This window comes from Geodermatophilus sp. Leaf369, from assembly GCF_001424455.1.
In the GTDB taxonomy this organism is placed as follows: Bacteria; Actinomycetota; Actinomycetes; order Mycobacteriales; family Geodermatophilaceae; genus Klenkia.
The window spans coordinates 382,846-398,554 of the sequence record NZ_LMQA01000004.1 but is presented as its reverse complement, the minus strand read 5'-3'; the positions used below and the strand labels follow the sequence as shown (position 1 = coordinate 398,554).

The window sequence follows — 15,709 nt, the reverse complement described above, 5'->3', positions numbered from 1 at the left end:
AGGTGTTCGACCGGAGGAGGGCCGCGAGGTCCTCCGCTCCGACCAGGAAGGCCCCACCCCCATGTCGTTCCCGCTCTCCGTCCTCGACCTGGCGCCCGTCGCCCCCGGCCAGACGGTCACCGACAGCATCGCCGCCAGCGTCGCTCTCGCCCAGCGCGCGGAGGAGCAGGGCTACACCCGGGTCTGGTACGCCGAGCACCACAACATGCCGAGCATCGCCTCCTCGGCCACCAGCGTGGTGATCTCCCACGTCGGGGCGCACACCAAGACGATCCGCCTGGGCGCGGGCGGGGTCATGCTGCCCAACCACTCGCCGCTGGTGATCGCCGAGCAGTTCGGCACCCTCGACGCGATGTACCCCGGCCGCATCGACCTGGGCCTGGGCCGCGCGCCCGGCTCGGACCAGAACACGATGTACGCGATGCGCACCGACCCGCGCTCCTCGGACCGCTTCCCGCAGGACGTGCTGGAGCTGCAGGCCTACTTCGCCGGTGACACCCGGGTGCCCGGGGTCGACGCCATCCCCGGGCGCGGCTCGCACGTCCCGCTGTACATCCTGGGCTCCTCGACCTTCGGCGCCCAGCTCGCCGCGGCCCTGGGCCTGCCCTACGCGCACGCCTCGCACTTCGCCCCGCAGGCGCTGCGCGCGGCCGTGGAGATCTACCGCCGGGACTTCCAGCCCTCGCTGCAGCTGCAGGCCCCGCACGTGATCGCCGGGGCCAACGTGGTCGCCGCCGACACCACCGAGGCCGCCCGCGCCGAGTTCGAGGGCATGCGCCGGATCCGGGCCACCTCGCTGTTCGGCCGGGGCAAGACCTTCACCGACGAGGAGGCGCAGCTGCTGCTGGACTCCGGTGCCGGCCGGCAGATCGACTCGATGCTCACCCACTCCGCGGTCGGCACGCCGTCGGAGGTGCGCGAGCAGCTCACCGAGTTCCGTCGCTTCGCCGACGCCGACGAGGTCATCGTCGGGCACGCCTCCTCCACGCTGGAGGGCCGGCTGCGCTCGACCACCCTGCTGGCCGAGGCGATGGAGACCGTCAGCGCCTGAGCGGTCTCACCAGGTCGCCAGTTCGGCGCAGGTCGGGCAGAGGTGTCCGATCTGCGCCGGGTCCGGCGGCCACGCGGCGTCGTCGTCGTGGGTGACGTAGGCGCCGCACAGGGCGTTGCGTCGTCCCCCGGCCGCGCTGCCGATCGTGGCGTGCGCCGGGCCGATCAGCGTGGGCCGGGTGCCGCCGCCGACGAGCGAGCCGACCATCATCTCGGCGCGCGCCGTCCGGTAGCGGAAACCCATGTCCGGCAGCCTGACCCGCAGGACGCGGTCGACGGCGGAGGTCGGGGCGTGTCCCGCCCCAGCAGCCCCACCCGCCTCAGAGGTGGGCCGGGTCACGTGAGCCATCACACCGCTAGCAGGGTGCTTGCTGTGGTTAGCACTGGTGCACAGTGGGGACAGCAGGACCGTCCCACCCACAGACCCCTTGGAGTCCCCATGGCCGACACCACGATCCTGACCGCCCAGCTGCGCGCCCTCCTGCTGCTCACGCAGACCGAGGAGCAGGTCGCCCGCACCCGCGTCGCCCAGGCCCGTACCGAGGCCGTCCGCCGCGAGCTCCTCCAGAACGCCGACAACGCCGCCCAGCGCACCGAGGCCATCGCCGCCCAGCTGCGCTCCCTCGGTGGCGTGCCGGACGTCGTCACCCCCGCCCTCGGCCGCCTCGGCGCCGTGCTCAAGGCCACCGTCGAGCAGGCCGGCCCGCTCGACGAGGCCCTGCTGTCCGACCTCTCCCTGGAGCACCAGCTGCTGGACCGCGCCACCTACCTCAAGGTGCTCGCCCAGACCGCCGAGCTGCCCAAGGTCGTCCGGCTTGCCGAGCGGCTGATCACCGCCCACACCGCCACCGTGGAGTGGCTGACCGTCGTCGTCGCCGAGACCGCCCTCGGTGGCCCGGCTGCGCTGAAGGCCACCCCGCTGCAGCGCGTCGCCGGTGGTGCCACCCGCCTGGCCGCCTTCCCGGCCCGCTACGTGGCCGACTCGGTCAACAAGGTCATCGACACCACCACCCAGGCCTCCGACGCCGCGCAGGAGAAGGTCAACGCCGCCGCCGCCCGCGCGACCACGTTCGCCGGCGCCGTCCGCGAGTCCCTGGCTGTGGGCCGCAACGCCTCCCTCAAGGAGGCCGAGGGCCAGGCCGTCCGCGAGGACGCCCCCGAGACCGCCGAGGCGATCCACGAGGTGCGCACCGAGCTCGGTGCCCTCGACGCGGCCGAGCTGCCGGTGAAGGACTACGACACCCTCAGCGTCAGCAAGACCGTCGAGGCCGTGAAGGGCCTGACCGACGCCGGTGACCTCGAGGCCGTCATCCGCTACGAGGAGACCCACAAGGACCGCGCCTCGGTCGTCAGCGCCGCGCAGACGACCCTCGCCGCCCTCGCGAAGCAGGCCGTCGGCATCAGCTGACCCCACCCAGCGCCGACACGGAGCGCCCTCCTCGTCATCGACGAGGAGGGCGCTCCTGCGTCAGTCGCCCTTGACGTTCACCACCTGGCGCAGGGTGTGGCGCACCTCGACCAGGTCCGCCGCGTCGGCCATCACCTGGTCGATCGGCTTGTAGGCGTCGGGGTGCTCGTCGAGGAACGCGTCCGAGTGCCCCCACGCCACCCCGGCCATCCGCTGGTCCAGGTCGGCCCGGTCGAACAGCTTCCGGGCCGCCGACCGCGAGTGGCTGCGGCCCGCGCCGTGCGGCGAGGAGTGCAGCGCCCGCACGTTCCCCAGGCCGGTGACGACGTAGGACGCCGCCCCCATCGACCCGGGGATGAGCCCGAGCTCACCCTCCCGCGCGGAGATGGCGCCCTTGCGGGACAGCCACACCTCCCGGCCGAAGTGCCGTTCGGGGGCGGTGTAGTTGTGGTGGCAGCCGACCGACTCCTCCCGGACGACGTCGACACCCAGGAAGCGACCCAGCTGGTCGAGCACCCGGTCCATCATCTCGTCCCGGTTGAGGAACGCGAACCGCTGCGCCCAGAACAGCGCCTCCAGGTAGGCGTCGAACTCCGGCTCGCCCTCCACCAGGTAGGCGAGGTCACGGTCGGGCAGGTCGATGAACCGCCGGCGGCACTGCTCCTGGGCGACCGCGATGTGCCGGGCGGCCAGCTTGTTGCCCACCCCGCGGGAGCCCGAGTGCAGGAACGCCCACACCCGGTTCTGCTCGTCCAGGGACACCTCGATGAAGTGGTTCCCCGAGCCGAGCGAGCCCAACTGCAGCGGCCAGTGCCGGGCCACCGCGTCGGCCTGGTCGACCCCGGCCATCGCGCGCAGCTCGGCGACCCGCGGCGCCGCGGTCTCCCGCACGGTCTTGTTCTGCCGACCGGCCGACAGCGGCACCGAGCGGCTGATCTGCTCGTGCAGGACAGCGAGGTCCTGCCCGATCAGGTCGGCAGCGGTGAGCTGCGTCCGGACGGCGGCCATCCCGCAGCCGATGTCCACCCCGACCGCTGCCGGGATGATCGCGCCGTCGGTGGGCAGCACCGAGCCCACGGTCGCGCCCCGGCCCAGGTGGGCGTCGGGCATCAGTGCCACGTGCGGGAACACGAACGGCATGGACGCGGTGCGCTCGGCCTGCTCCCGGGTGTTCTCCTCCAGGATCGACGCCCAGTTCAGCAGGCGTCCGTTGATCGTCTCCATGGTCCTTCCTCGTCGTCGAGCAGATGGGCAGCCGGCCGGCCGAGGAGTGAGTGAACCCGTCGTCCGCCCTCGGCGCCCCTGCTTTTCCGCCCCCGACGACGAGAAGCGCCCTTCTCGTCGATGACGAAAAGGGCGCTCGTGGTGCTCCGGGGTCAGGAGGTGGGGCGCTCGCCGAGGAGGTCGGGGGCGAGGTCGCCACGGTGGGCGTCCCAGGCCTGGGGGCCGCTGAGGCCGACGGCGGCGCCGATGTCGGCCCAGTCGGCGCCGGCGAGGCGGGCGGCGGTGACGGCTGCGGTGTCGCTCTCGTGGGCCTTGCGGGAGATGACCTCACCGAGGGCGAGGAGCTCCAGGGCCTCCTCGGTGTCCAGCGCGGTGGAGGTGGCGTGGAACTCCTGCCAGACCTCGGAGGCGGTGTTCGCCGGCGCCGGGGCGGTCGCCCGGGCGGAGTTCTCGCTGTCCTTGCGCGTGAGGTAGGACAACCGGTTGGCCGCGGCGCTCAGGGAGAGCTCGCCGTCGAGCACGTCGGGGGTGATGGTCACCTGCCCAGAGTCCCCAGACACGCCGGACGTCGCTCGTCGTGCTCCAGAGTTCAACCGTTCGGGGGCGCGACACCCCGGTCGAGGTGGCTCTGGGTGCGCGCCACGTCACCCGTGCGGAGGACCCCGGGTTCAGGATCGTGCTGCCCGGTCGATGACGGGAACGTGAGCTGGGTGACGAGACGAGCGCCGGGGCGGCTGGCTGCCGTGCTGGCCGACGGGGAGACCGTCGTCGCCGTCTCCGACTGCGTGCCGCTGGGCGACCTGGCCGAGGAGCCGGTCGAGGCGACCGTCCGGACCGCCGTGCTCACCGACCGGTCGCTGTACTGCAGCATCGGGGACGCCGACGTCGTCCCGCTGCCCTTCGCCCGGATGCGCGAGCTCTCCCAGCGCGGTCTGGCGCTGCTGTTCTTCCGGATCGACGACAGCCACGCCACCTGGGAGCTGCGCGACCACCGCTTCGCCGGCCGGGCCGAGCGCCGGTTCGCCCAGCACGGCCTGCTCGCGCACCGGGCCTGGGTGGGCACCACGCGCGACCCGGGCCGGGAGCCCCCGGCCTTCCGGCACCACGCCCACCTCGACCTGCTCCAGCGGATCGCCGCCGGCGCCGACCCGACCGCTGCGGCCGCCGAGCAGCGGTCGCTGGTCGACCAGCTGGTCTTCGACACCACCGGTGACCGGGCGTCCTGCCGGGCCGCCCTGCGCCGGATCGGCGCCGTGCACCGCCGGTTGCAGACCGACCTGGCCCTGCTCGCCGACGCCGCCCCCAGCCTGGCACCGGCCCAGCACGCGCAGGTGCTGCTCGATCAGCCCTCCCCGTGGGAGGGCCCCGTCTCCGACGTCGACGACGTGCCCACCGACGCCGAGCTCGCCGGGCTCACGCCCGACGGCCCGTTGCTGGTGACGTCGCGCCGCGCGTCGGGCTGAGAGCTACCAGCGCAGCGGGCGCATCGCCCGGGAGTCCGCCGTCCGGCAGGCTCGGCAGTGCCCCCAGGTCACCAACGCAACGGGGGAGGTCTGCACCCCGCACTCGGGGCAGGCGGCCGCCTCGGAGTTGGTCTCCTGGGCGTGGCGCACCTCGGCGGTGCGTGCTCGGTGGATGGTCTCGTCGCCCTTGCAGGGGCAGCCGAGGTGGTCGTCAGCGCAGCGTCCGAGACGTACGGCGATGGTGAACCTCCAGGTGTCGGGGTCGACGCTAGCCGTCTTCACGCGTCCGGGGCAGTCCCCGGGGTCGGATCGTGACCCGCGGGGGCGCCGTCGAGCGGGTCGATGCGGCGCAGGAACGAGCGGATCGCGAGGTGGTGGGACAACGACTCGCGGTGCTCGTCGCAGGCGGTCCAGACCTTCTCCCGGTCGGGGGTGTGCACCTTCGGGTTGTTCCAGACCAGCGACCAGACGGCGGGTGCGCGGCACCCCTTGGCCGAGCACAGCACGCTGTCGTCCACGGTCCGGCTCACGCGGAGAGCGCCCCGACGGGGGCTGGGTCGAGTGCGGCCGCGAGCTGGTCGAGGTCCAGGTCGAGGGCCCGGGCGAGGGCGGCGACGGTGAAGAACGCCGGGGTCGGCACCCGGCCGCTCTCGATCTTGCGCAGGGTCTCCACGCCGATGCCGGAGGCCGCGGCGACCTCGGGCAGCGAGCGCTCGCCGCGGGCGGCCCGCAGGTGGGCACCGAGGCGGTGGCCGCGGGCTCGTTCGTCGGGGGTGAGCGGGGGACGGACCATGGCCGTGATAGTAATACCGGGATAGTTGTCCCGCACGGAGGAGACCCGATGATCGAGCTGCGCACCCCCGGAGAGGTCGACGCGATGCGGGAGGCCGGTCGGGTGGTCGGCCGCGCGCTGGCCGCCGTCCGGGAGCACGCCGCGGTCGGCAGCACGCTGCGCGACCTGGACGAGCTGGCCCGCACGGTGCTGGCCGAGGCCGGGGCCACCTCGCCGTTCCTGGGCTACGCGCCCTTCCCGGAGACCCCGCCGTTCCCCGGCGTGCTCTGCCTGTCGGTCGGGGACGCGGTGCTGCACGGCATCCCGACCGACCAGCGGCTGGCCGACGGCGACCTGCTGTCGGTGGACTGCGGGGCGACGCTGGACGGGTGGACCGGCGACGCCGCCGTCTCCTTCGTGGTCGGGCCGACCGCCGACCCGGCCGACCTGGCGCTGATCGCGACCACCGAGCGGGCACTGGCCGCGGGCATCGCCGCCGCGGTGCCCGGCGGGCGGCTCGGCGACGTGTCGGCCGCGATCGGTGCGGTGGGCCGGGCGGCCGGCGTGGGCATCGACACCGACTTCGGTGGGCACGGGGTGGGCCGCACCATGCACGAGGCGCCCTCGGTGCCCAACGAGGGGCGGGGCGGCCGCGGCCTGCGGCTGCGGGCCGGGCTGGTGATCGCCATCGAGCCGTGGTTCACCGCCGGCGGGGTCGACGGCTACACCGTGGACGACGACGGCTGGACGCTGCGCAGCGTGGACGGCAGCTCCGGGGCGCACGCCGAGCACACCGTGGCGATCACCGAGGACGGGCCCCGGATCCTGACGCTGCCCTAACGGGCGGCGGTGACGGCCTGGCCGGCGCCGAACCAGCTCTGCGGGGGAGCGGTCTCGACGACCCGCTTGCCGAGCGGGGCCAGGCCCACCGCGGCGAGCTTGAACGAGGCGATGCCGAACGGGATGCCGATGACCGTCAGACAGAAGCCGATGCCCGAGATGACGTGGATGAGCGCGAGCCACCAGCCGGCGACGACGAACCAGACCACGTTGCCCACCGCGGAGGCCAGCCCGGCGCGCTGGTCGCGCACCGTGGTGCGCCCGAAGGGGAAGACCACGAAGAAGGCCAGCCGGAACGAGGCGATGCCGAACGGGATGGTCACGATGAACAGGCACGCGATGACCCCGGCCAGCAGGTAGGCGAGCGCGAGCACCCACCCCTGGAGGACCAGCCACACCAGGTTGAGCACGAGCCGCAGACCGTCCATGCAGGGCTCACGTCCGGCGTGGCGCGGGAGTTCCGCCCCGGGAGGGTGACTCTGTGCGCACGTCGTGTCGTCGCTGTGTCAGGTGACCGGCATGATGTCCCGGACTCACCGGTCCGACTGGAAGGCTCCACCTGATGACGACGCCCGGCCCGAACGACCCGACCGGCTCCGGTCCCCAGGACCCGAACGCCGGCCAGTCCGGCCAGGGCTGGGGTCAGCAGCCCCCGCCGTCCGGCCCGCCGCAGCCCGGCCAGGCCCCCCAGCAGATCGGCCAGCAGGGCCCGCCGCAGTTCGGTCAGCAGGGCCAGCCCGGCCAGTTCGGCCAGCAGGGGCCCCAGCAGGGTCAGCCCGGCCAGTTCGGTCAGCCGGGCCAGCAGGGTGGCTTCGGCCAGGACCAGCAGGGTCAGCCCTGGGCCGGCGCCGGTGCCTCCGGCCAGGGCCCGGTGCAGCCGGAGAAGCCGAGCTGGAAGAAGCGCCTGCCGCTGGTCATCGGCGCCGTGGTCGTCGCCCTGGCCGTCGCGTTCGGCCGCAACGCCCTCGGTGGCGGCGGCGAGCCCGAGATCGGTGACTGCATCACCCAGGACGGCTCCAGCTACGAGACCGTGGACTGTGACGACGCCGAGGCCCAGTACCGGGTGATCGGCACCGACGAGGACATGACCCAGGCCGAGTTCTACGACGACCCGGACACCTGTGCCGCGGTGGCCGCGGAGTCCGACGCCGCCTCCGGTGTCGCGCTGTGGTCGGGCAGCGACCCCGACGAGGACGGCAGCGTCTACTGCGCCGAGGCCATCTGACCCGGCACCCCCGTGTCGCCGAGTCGACTCGGCGACATGACGACAGCCCCCGCAGACCACGGTCCGCGGGGGCTGTCGTCGTCCTGGGGTCAGGAGGTGGGGATGGCCCCGACCAGGTCGTCGGCGGTGTACCCGCGCTCGGCGGCCAGCAGCTCGCGGGCGGCGTCGGTGCTGTCCCACACGTTCCACAGGAGCACGCCGCGCAGCCGGTCGCCCTCGAGGTAGTAGACGACGCCGGCCGCCTCCTCGCCGGTGCCGGGCGGGGTGGCCCAGTCGGTCACCAGGTCCAGCGAGGCGTCCAGCGTGCCCACCGCCTCGTACCCGGCGTCGAACAGGTCGGAGTAGAAAGACGGCGTGTGCGTGTAGGGCTCGGCGTCGCGGCCCAGGGTGTCCGCGGCCATCACCTTCCCGACCGCGGTGCCCATGTCGGTGGCGTTCTCCACGTGCTCCACCCGGGTGCGGCCCAGGATCGGGTCCGGCCAGTTGGCCACGTCGCCGGCGGCGTAGACGTCGGGGTCCTCGGTGCGGCCGAACGCGTCGACCTCGACCCCGTCGGTCACGGTCAGCCCGGCGTCCTCGGCCAGGGTGGTGGCCGGGGAGATGCCCAGGCCCACCGCGACGCCGTCGACGTCCAGGGTGCTGCCGTCGTCCAGGGTCAGGTGCACGCCGTGCGCGTCCGCGGTGCCGCCGGTGACCCGGGTGCCCGGGCGCAGCTGCACGCCGCGGGCGGCGTAGGTCTCGCTGAGCTGCTCGGCCAGCGCGTGCGGGTAGGACGCGCCGCCGACGAACTCCTGCGGGAAGACGAAGGTGACCCGGGTGTCGTTCTGCACCAGGGCCGCGGCCAGCTCGGTGCCGATGTAGCCACCGCCGACGACGGCGACGTGCCGCTGCTCCCCGGCCAGGCCCTGCAGCCGGCGGAAGTCCTCCATCGTGCGGAAGTGCACGATCCGGCTGTCGTCAGGCAGGTCGAGCTGCTTGGGGTGTCCGCCGGTGGCCAGCAGCAGCCGCCGGTAGCCGAAGACGTCGCCGTCCTCGGTGGTGGCGGTGCGGGCGGCGCGGTCGACCGAGCGGATCCGGGTGGCCGTGTGGAGGGCCGCCCCGGTCTCCTCGGTGCCCAGCCAGGACTGCTCGAGGGTGAACTCGGGGTCGGTCCACAGCTTCTTGGACAGCGACGGGCGGGCGACCGGGGGGTCGACCTCCTCGCCGACGATGCCGATGCTGCCGTCGGGGTCGAGCTCGCGGATGCCGCGGGCGGCGCTGTCGGCGGCCATGCCGGCGCCGATCACCAGGTAGTCGTAGTCACGTTGCACCACCCGGTCGTGCCCCGCCGGAGGGCTCAGAACACCTTGCCCGGGTTGAGGATCCCGTGCGGGTCGAGCGCGGCCTTCACCGCGCGGTGCATGTCCAGCACGGCGGGGGACACCTCGGCGGCGAGCCCGTCGCGCTTGAGCAGGCCGACGCCGTGCTCCCCGGTGACGGTGCCGCCCATCTCCAGCGCGGCGGCGATGATCTCGTGGAAGGCCAGCTGGGCGCGGTCGCGGGCGGCGTCGTCGCCGGGCGGGGTGCTCAGCAGCGGGTGCAGGTTGCCGTCTCCGGCGTGCGCGATGTTGGCGATGAGCACGTCGTGGGCCTTCCCGATGGCCTCGATCCGGCCGAGCATCGCCGGGACGGCGGCCTTGGGCACGCAGACGTCCTCGGTGAGCAGCGGGCCCAGCCGCTCCAGCGCGGGGTAGGCCAGCCGGCGGGCGCTGAACAGGGCGTCGGCCTCCTCGGCGTCGGTGGACACCGCGGCCCAGGACGCACCGGCGGAGGAGAAGGCGGCCAGCATCTGCTCGGCCTCGACGTCGCCGGCGGCACCGGGGGTGTCCACCCGGCCCAGCAGCACGACCTCGGCGTCGGCGGTGAGGCCCATGTTCTTCCAGGCGTCCACGGCGGCCAGGCAGTGCCGGTCGACCAGCTCGAGCGCCGACGGGGTGAGCCCGGCGGCGGCGACGGCGGTGACCGCCTCGCCGGCGGCGACCACGGAGTCGAAGTAGCCGGCCACGGTGCGCTCGGGGTCGCGCAGCGGCCGCAGCTTGACGGTGACCTCGGTGACGATCCCGAGGGTGCCCTCGCTGCCGACCATCAGCCCGGTCAGGTCGTACCCGGCCACCCCCTTCGCGGTGCGCCGGCCCAGCCGGACGAGGTCACCGGTGCCGGTGACGACCTGCAGGCCGATCACGTAGTCCCGAGTGACGCCGTACTTCACGCAGCACAGCCCGCCGGCGTTGGTGGCGACGTTGCCGCCGATCGTCGACCAGGGGGAGCTGGCCGGGTCCGGCGGGTACCAGAGGCCGTGCCCGGCGACGTGGGCGCGCAGGTCGTCGTTCACCACGCCGGGCTGGACGACGGCGAACCGCTCCAGCGCGTCGACCTCCAGGACGGCGTCCATCGCCTCGAGCGAGACGACGACCGAGCCGGCCGTCGCGTTCGCGCCCCCGGACAGCCCGGTGCCCGCGCCCCGGGGGACGACCGGCACCCGGTGGGCGATGCAGGCCCGGACGACGGCCTGCACCTCCTCTGCCGTGCGCGGCCGGACGGCGGCCAGCGGCAGCTCCCAGGGCGCCCACTCCGCCTCGTCGGAGGCGTAGGTGACGAGCACGTCGGGGTCGGTGATCAACCGCTCGGCGGGGAGGGCAGCACGGAGCGCCTCCACCACCGTCCCGAGGTCGGTGTCGACTGCCATGTGGTCCTCCGTGGGTCGGCCGCGCCAGCAGCCCCGACCGTACGTCTCACGCGTCGGGCGTGTGCTCCTCCAGGGTGATCGCCGCGTTGACCAGCGCCAGGTGGCTCAGCGCCTGCGGGAGGTTCCCCAGGAAGGCGCCGTCGGCCGGGTCGAGCATCTCGGCCAGCACGCCGACGTCGTTGGCGGTGTCGGCGAGGTCCGCCATGAGGGCGTGCGCCTCGTCGCCGCGACCGCACAGCTGCAGCGCGGAGACCATCCAGTAGGAGCAGGCCAGGAACACGCCCTCCTCCGCGGCCATCCCGGTGTACCGGTACAGGTGCGGGCCGGCGCCGAGCTCGGCCCGGAGCGCGTCAAGGGTGTTGCTCATCCGCTCGCCGCGGTCGAAGCCGCTGATCGCGTGCAGCAGGATCGAGCAGTCCAGCGCGTCGGTCTCCGGGTGCATCCGGTAGGCCCGCCGGTCGTCGTCCCAGGCGTGCTCGTCGACCCAGTCGCGGATGCGCCGGGCCTCGGCCTTCCAGCGCGCCGGGTCGCCGGGGATCTGCCCGGCCTCGGCGAGCTCGACGGCCTTGGTCAGCGCCTGCCAGCAGCCCAGCTTGGACGTCGTGTAGTGCTGCGGGTCGTGCAGCTCCCACATGCCGGCGTCCTTCTGCTGCCACCGGTCGCAGGCGGTGTCGGCGACCTCGGCGAGCATCCGGCCGGTCTCGGCGTCGAGCACGTTCCCGTTCTCCACGTACAGCCCGACGATGGAGAACAGGTCGCCGTAGACCCCGAGCTGCAGCTGGTCGGCTGCGGCGTTGCCGACCTGGACCGGGGTGACGCCGCGCCAGCCGGGCACGTCGGGCTCGGTGACGCCGGTGGGCAGCTCGCCGTCGAGGGTGTAGCAGACCCGGGGCTCGGGACCGTGCCGGCGGATGGTGTCCAGCAGCCAGCTCATCGCGCCGTGGGTCTCCTCGCGCAGCCCGAACCGGAACAGCGCGGTGAGGGCGTAGGCGGAGTCGCGCACCCAGGCGAAGCGGTAGTCCCAGTTCTTCCCGCCGGTCAGGTCCTCGGGCAGGGACGTCGTCCCGGCCGCGACCATGGAGCCGCTGGGGGAGTGGATGAGCAGCTTGAGCGCCAGCGCGCCGCGCCGGACCTCCTGGTCGTAGCGGCCCTCCCAGCGGAACGCCTCGCTCCAGGCCTCCCAGTTGGCGATCGTGCGGTCGATGCCGGCGTCGACGTCCTCGGGGCGGGCCAGGAACAGCGGTTCGCGTTCGGTGGCCACGAGGCCGAGCAGGTGCCGCGACCCCGGGGAGGTCGTGTAGTCCACGTCGATCCGCTGCTCGCCGACCTCGACGAGGGTGGAGCCGGCGGTGCGCACGGCCATGGTCAGGCCGTCGACGCGCAGGACGGCGCCGTGCTGGGTGTCGTGCACCCAGGGGGAGACGGTGTTCAGCGCGGTGCCGGGCCGGACGGCGGCGTGCAGCGTGACCTCACCGGTCAGGCCCTCCACGCGGCGGGCGAGCTCGGCCCAGGGCAGCCGGCCGGCGACCCCGGTGTTCATCGCGTCGGTGACCCGGGCGCTGCCGGTGGCGGTGTGGAACGTCGTGGTCAGCACGTTGGTGCGCGGGACGTAGCTGCGCTCGACGGTGAACTCGGTGGTGGGGCGCAGCTCGATGCACCCGCCGTGCTCGGCGTCCAGGACCGCGGCGAAGACCGGCGGGGAGTCGAAGGAGGGCAGCGGCAGCCAGTCGATCGAGCCGTCCCGGGCGACCAGCGCGATGGTGCGGCCGTCACCGATGGCGCCGTACGTGCGCAGGTCGGCGTAGCCCTGGGTGTCGCGCTCGGTGACCGGGGCGGGGCCCGCGTGCCCCCACCGCAGGGCGGTGGGGGCAGCGGAGGGAGCAGGTGTCACGGAGTGGGCATCCCGCCGTTGACGTTCAGGGTCTCCCCGATGACGTAGCCGGACTCGGCCGAGGCCAGGTACACGTAGGCACCGGCGAGCTCGGCCGGCTGCCCGGCGCGCCCGATCGGGGTCTCCTTGCCGAACTCCGGCAGGTTCTCCGGGGGCTGGCCGCCGGAGGCCTGCAGCGGGGTCCAGAACGGGCCGGGCGCCACGATGTTGACCCGGATCCCCTTCGGGGCCAGCTGCTGGGCCAGCGCCTTGCTGATCGTGTTGATCGCGGCCTTGGTGGTGGCGTAGTCGACCAGGCCGGGGGCGGGGGAGTAGGCCTGGATCGAGCTGGTGGTGATGATCGTGGAGCCGGCCGGCAGGTGCGGCACGGCCTCCTGCACGACCCAGAAGACCGAGTAGACGTTGGTCTTGAAGGTCTGGTCGAACTGCTCGCTGGTCAGGTCGGCCAGGTCGTCGACCCAGGTCTGCTTGCCGGCGACGAGCACGAGGGCGTCCAGCCCGCCGAGCGCCTCGACGGCGGTGGCCACGAGCTGGCGGGCCTCGGACTCGACCGACAGGTCGGCGGGGGCGAGCACGGCCTTCCGGCCGGCCTCCTCGACGAGCTTCGCCACGTCCTCGGCGTCGGACTGCTCGGTGGGCAGGTAGTTCAGGACGACGTCGGCACCCTCGCGGGCGTAGGCGATCGCGGCGGCCCGGCCGATGCCGGAGTCGGCGCCGGTGATGAGCGCCTTGCGGCCCTCGAGCCGGCCGGACCCGCGGTAGCTGCTGTCGCCGTGGTCGGCGCGGACGTCGAGCTCGGTCTCCAGACCGGGGGCGTCGATGCCCTTCTCGGGGTACCCGTCGGTGCGGTACTGGTCGACGGGGTTGGTGAAGGTGTACTGGTCGGACACGGGGCGAGCCTCCGGAGCGGTGGTCTGACTGGGGCTGGCCGCTGGTGGCTGAACGGTCCTTCCTCCCTTCCCCCCGGGGGGTGGGCTCACACCGACGGACCCACGTGGTCCCCCACACGGGGCCACTACCCTCGTCGCCGTCCCCAGCAGGGCCCGTCCGGGCACCGGGGGACGACGGAGGACACACGTGAGCACGCCGACCGGAGGCCAGCCGCCGCAGGGACCGTGGGATCCCCGGGACCCGCAGGGCCCTCAGAACCCACAGCAGGGACCGCCGCAGGGCCCGCCGCCGTGGGCCGGGCAGGTCGCCCGCGGTCAGGGGCCGGTCGGTCCGCAGGGCGCTCCGCGGCCCCCGCAGTCCGGGTTCGCCAAGCTGCTGATCCCGATCGCGCTGGTCGTGGCGGCGCTGAGCGTCGTCGGGCTGTTCCTGATCAGCCAGGGCTCCTCGACCGAGGTCGGGGACTGCGTGGCCCGCGGCGCCGACGACGGCATCGAGACGGTCTCCTGCGACTCCGCGGACGCCGACTACCGGGTCGCCAGCGTGCTCGAGGGCTACCTCTCCACCGAGGCCCAGGACGCCTGCCTGCGCGCCGTGCCGGAGAGCACCGCCTCCTACTTCGAGGGCAGCACCGGCGAGCGCGGCACCGTCCTCTGCCTCACCGGGGTCTGAGCCTCAGGCCCGCGGGGGAGCGGTCGACCCGCGTTCCACCAGCCGGGGCGCGGTGCGCTCCTCCGTGGGCTCGGGCGGGCCGTCGTCCCCGGTGAGCTGGGCGAGCAGCAGCTCGGCGGCCCGGGTGGCCAGCAGCTCGGCCTGGTTGTCCACGATGGTCAGCGGCGGGGACCAGAAGTCCCAGAACGGCTCGTCCTCGGTGCAGATGACCGACAGGTCGCCGGGGACGTCGACAGCGCTGCGGCCGAGCACCGGCAGCACGCCGAAGGACGCCTCGTGGTTGGTGACCAGCAGCGCCGTCGGGGGCTCGTCCCGGGCCAGCAGGACGCCGGTGGCGTCGATGCCGAAGCGGGCGTCGAAGGCCCCGCGGTGGACCAGCTCCTCGTCGACCGGCACGCCCGCGGCGGCCATCGCCGAGACGAACCCCGCGTGGTGCAGACGGCCGGAGGTGACGTCCGGCGGGCCCTCGATCGCGGCGATCCGGGTGTGGCCCAGGGACAGCAGGTGCTCGGTGGCCATCCGGGCGGCGGTCTCGTAGTCGCTCATGACCGAGGGTGCCCGGGCACCGGGCACCTGCCGGTTCATCGTCACGACCGCGCGGCCCTCGTCGACCAGGGCGTTCACCAGGTCGCCGTTGGCCCCGGAGCCGGCGACGACGACGCCGTCGAGCCGGTGCGCCCGCACGGTCTCCAGGAAGGCCGCCTCCCGGGCGGCGTCGCCCCCCGTCGTGCAGATGAGCACCTGGTGGTCGTGCTCGGCACCCCAGGCCTGCAGCGTCTCGGCGATGACGTGGAAGGTGGCGTTGCGGAGGTTGTTGACCACCAGCCCGATCAGCCGGGTGCGCCGGGTGCGCAGCGCACTGGCCATCCGGTCGGGCTGGTAGCGCAGGTCCGAGGCAGCGGCGGCGACCCGCTCCCGGGTGACCGGCAGCACCGAGGGGTGCCCGGACAGGGCGCGGCTGGCGGTGCTGGTGCTGACCCCGGCCCGGGCAGCCACGGCAGCGAGGGTCACGGGCACTCCCGGTGCTTACCGGCCCCGGTGGACTCCCAAACTCCCGGCCGTACGCCGTAAGGCGGTCGGGACTGTCGGACCCCCGTCCTACGGTCCGCCCGTGGAACCCGCACCGGTCGACCTGGCCCGCGCCCCGGCGGCCAGCTCGGCCGCCGTGCGCGACCGTTTCCGCCGGCAGGGACGGCGGGACACCGCCCCCGAGCTCGCGCTGCGGCGCCGGCTGCACGCCCGCGGCGTGCGGTTCCGGGTCGACGTCCGGCCGGGCCGGGGCACCCGGGCCCGCGGCGACCTGGTGTGGAAGGGGCGGCGGCTGGTGGTGTTCGTCGACGGCTGCTTCTGGCACGGCTGTCCGACCTGCGGGCACCTGCCCAAGCAGAACGCCGGCTGGCGGGTGCTGCGGTTCTGGGAGCACCAGGACCCCGACGAGGTGGCCGACGCCGTGTGTCGTGCACTCGGACGGGGACTGGTGACCAGAGGTGATCAGGCGATACCGTGACGTCACGGAACTGCAGCGGGTGGAACCGGACGGGTGGGGGTGGC

Annotated in this window: 19 protein-coding genes; 7 read left to right on the top strand and 12 right to left on the bottom strand. The window is 74.0% G+C overall.

What is annotated here, in order from left to right; genetic code table 11:
* Positions 1 to 61 precede the first annotated feature (61 nt).
* The gene (locus ASG36_RS18250; protein WP_055767247.1) at positions 62 to 1,051 is read left to right on the top strand and encodes an LLM class flavin-dependent oxidoreductase; all 990 of its coding nucleotides are present in this window, start codon (positions 62 to 64) and stop codon (positions 1,049 to 1,051) included.
* A 6-nt stretch (positions 1,052 to 1,057) separates the two neighbouring features.
* Here the strand turns inward: ASG36_RS18250 and ASG36_RS18245 are convergent, their stop codons facing one another.
* Positions 1,058 to 1,294, bottom strand: a complete 237-nt coding sequence (locus ASG36_RS18245) for a hypothetical protein (protein WP_055767244.1) — start codon at positions 1,292 to 1,294, stop codon at positions 1,058 to 1,060.
* Between the two features lie 195 nt (positions 1,295 to 1,489).
* On the opposite strand from ASG36_RS18245, the gene ASG36_RS18240 reads away from it, so the two are divergent.
* Positions 1,490 to 2,458, top strand: a complete 969-nt coding sequence (locus ASG36_RS18240) for a hypothetical protein (protein ID WP_055767241.1) — start codon at positions 1,490 to 1,492, stop codon at positions 2,456 to 2,458.
* A gap of 60 nt (positions 2,459 to 2,518) precedes the next feature.
* On the opposite strand, the gene ASG36_RS18235 is transcribed toward ASG36_RS18240, so the two are convergent.
* Together ASG36_RS18235 and ASG36_RS18230 are read right to left on the bottom strand one after the other, a co-directional pair.
* Positions 2,519 to 3,682, bottom strand: coding sequence for an RtcB family protein (locus ASG36_RS18235; RefSeq protein WP_055767238.1), 1,164 nt, complete (start codon positions 3,680 to 3,682; stop codon positions 2,519 to 2,521).
* Between the two features lie 152 nt (positions 3,683 to 3,834).
* Positions 3,835 to 4,221, bottom strand: a complete 387-nt coding sequence (locus tag ASG36_RS18230; protein ID WP_055767235.1) for a hypothetical protein — start codon at positions 4,219 to 4,221, stop codon at positions 3,835 to 3,837.
* 171 nt (positions 4,222 to 4,392) lie between these two features.
* Between ASG36_RS18230 and ASG36_RS18225 the strand changes: the two genes are divergently transcribed.
* Positions 4,393 to 5,145 carry a hypothetical protein gene (locus ASG36_RS18225; RefSeq protein ID WP_157498931.1) on the top strand — a complete coding sequence of 251 codons (753 nt, stop codon included), beginning with the start codon at positions 4,393 to 4,395 and terminating at the stop codon, positions 5,143 to 5,145.
* A gap of 3 nt (positions 5,146 to 5,148) precedes the next feature.
* On the opposite strand, the gene ASG36_RS18220 is transcribed toward ASG36_RS18225, so the two are convergent.
* Genes ASG36_RS18220 through ASG36_RS18210 form a run of 3 tightly spaced genes read right to left on the bottom strand, consistent with a single transcriptional unit; the run spans position 5,149 to position 5,938 of the window.
* Positions 5,149 to 5,427 carry a hypothetical protein gene (locus ASG36_RS18220; RefSeq protein ID WP_055767228.1) on the bottom strand — a complete coding sequence of 93 codons (279 nt, stop codon included), beginning with the start codon at positions 5,425 to 5,427 and terminating at the stop codon, positions 5,149 to 5,151.
* Positions 5,424 to 5,675 carry a hypothetical protein gene (locus ASG36_RS18215; RefSeq protein ID WP_055767225.1) on the bottom strand — a complete coding sequence of 84 codons (252 nt, stop codon included), beginning with the start codon at positions 5,673 to 5,675 and terminating at the stop codon, positions 5,424 to 5,426. Before ASG36_RS18215 ends, ASG36_RS18220 begins: the two co-directional genes overlap by 4 nt.
* Positions 5,672 to 5,938, bottom strand: coding sequence for a helix-turn-helix domain-containing protein (locus ASG36_RS18210; protein ID WP_055767222.1), 267 nt, complete (start codon positions 5,936 to 5,938; stop codon positions 5,672 to 5,674). Before ASG36_RS18210 ends, ASG36_RS18215 begins: the two co-directional genes overlap by 4 nt.
* A gap of 48 nt (positions 5,939 to 5,986) precedes the next feature.
* Between ASG36_RS18210 and map the strand changes: the two genes are divergently transcribed.
* Positions 5,987 to 6,757 (top strand): type I methionyl aminopeptidase, encoded by a 771-nt coding sequence (gene map, locus ASG36_RS18205; protein ID WP_055767218.1) that lies wholly within the window; start codon positions 5,987 to 5,989, stop codon positions 6,755 to 6,757.
* Here the strand turns inward: map and ASG36_RS18200 are convergent.
* Positions 6,754 to 7,185, bottom strand: a complete 432-nt coding sequence (locus tag ASG36_RS18200; RefSeq protein ID WP_157498929.1) for a YccF domain-containing protein — start codon at positions 7,183 to 7,185, stop codon at positions 6,754 to 6,756. The genes map and ASG36_RS18200 overlap by 4 nt on opposite strands.
* A 134-nt stretch (positions 7,186 to 7,319) precedes the next feature.
* On the opposite strand from ASG36_RS18200, the gene ASG36_RS18195 reads away from it, so the two are divergent.
* Positions 7,320 to 7,982, top strand: coding sequence for a hypothetical protein (locus tag ASG36_RS18195; protein ID WP_055767216.1), 663 nt, complete (start codon positions 7,320 to 7,322; stop codon positions 7,980 to 7,982).
* Positions 7,983 to 8,071: 89 nt separating this feature from the next.
* On the opposite strand, the gene ASG36_RS18190 is transcribed toward ASG36_RS18195, so the two are convergent.
* Genes ASG36_RS18190 through ASG36_RS18175 form a run of 4 tightly spaced genes read right to left on the bottom strand, consistent with a single transcriptional unit; the run spans position 8,072 to position 13,488 of the window.
* Positions 8,072 to 9,292: an NAD(P)/FAD-dependent oxidoreductase gene (locus ASG36_RS18190; RefSeq protein ID WP_082523309.1), complete on the bottom strand. Its 1,221-nt coding sequence runs from the start codon at positions 9,290 to 9,292 to the stop codon at positions 8,072 to 8,074.
* Positions 9,293 to 9,318: 26 nt separating this feature from the next.
* Positions 9,319 to 10,707 carry an FAD-binding oxidoreductase gene (locus ASG36_RS18185; protein WP_055767214.1) on the bottom strand — a complete coding sequence of 463 codons (1,389 nt, stop codon included), beginning with the start codon at positions 10,705 to 10,707 and terminating at the stop codon, positions 9,319 to 9,321.
* Positions 10,708 to 10,753: 46 nt separating this feature from the next.
* Complete coding sequence (locus ASG36_RS18180; protein WP_082523268.1) at positions 10,754 to 12,598, bottom strand: glycoside hydrolase family 15 protein; 1,845 nt, start codon at positions 12,596 to 12,598, stop codon at positions 10,754 to 10,756.
* Positions 12,595 to 13,488, bottom strand: coding sequence for an SDR family oxidoreductase (locus ASG36_RS18175; protein WP_055767211.1), 894 nt, complete (start codon positions 13,486 to 13,488; stop codon positions 12,595 to 12,597). Before ASG36_RS18175 ends, ASG36_RS18180 begins: the two co-directional genes overlap by 4 nt.
* 187 nt (positions 13,489 to 13,675) lie before the next feature.
* Here ASG36_RS18175 and ASG36_RS18170 point away from each other — a divergent pair, with 187 nt between their 5' ends.
* On the top strand, positions 13,676 to 14,158 hold the full coding sequence (locus tag ASG36_RS18170) for a hypothetical protein (protein ID WP_055767208.1): 483 nt from the start codon (positions 13,676 to 13,678) through the stop codon (positions 14,156 to 14,158).
* Positions 14,159 to 14,161: 3 nt separating this feature from the next.
* Here the strand turns inward: ASG36_RS18170 and ASG36_RS18165 are convergent, their stop codons facing one another.
* Positions 14,162 to 15,169, bottom strand: coding sequence for a LacI family DNA-binding transcriptional regulator (locus tag ASG36_RS18165; protein WP_055767205.1), 1,008 nt, complete (start codon positions 15,167 to 15,169; stop codon positions 14,162 to 14,164).
* 100 nt (positions 15,170 to 15,269) lie between these two features.
* Between ASG36_RS18165 and ASG36_RS18160 the strand changes: the two genes are divergently transcribed.
* Positions 15,270 to 15,665, top strand: coding sequence for a very short patch repair endonuclease (locus ASG36_RS18160; protein ID WP_235495230.1), 396 nt, complete (start codon positions 15,270 to 15,272; stop codon positions 15,663 to 15,665).
* The last annotated feature ends 44 nt before the right edge of the window (positions 15,666 to 15,709 follow it).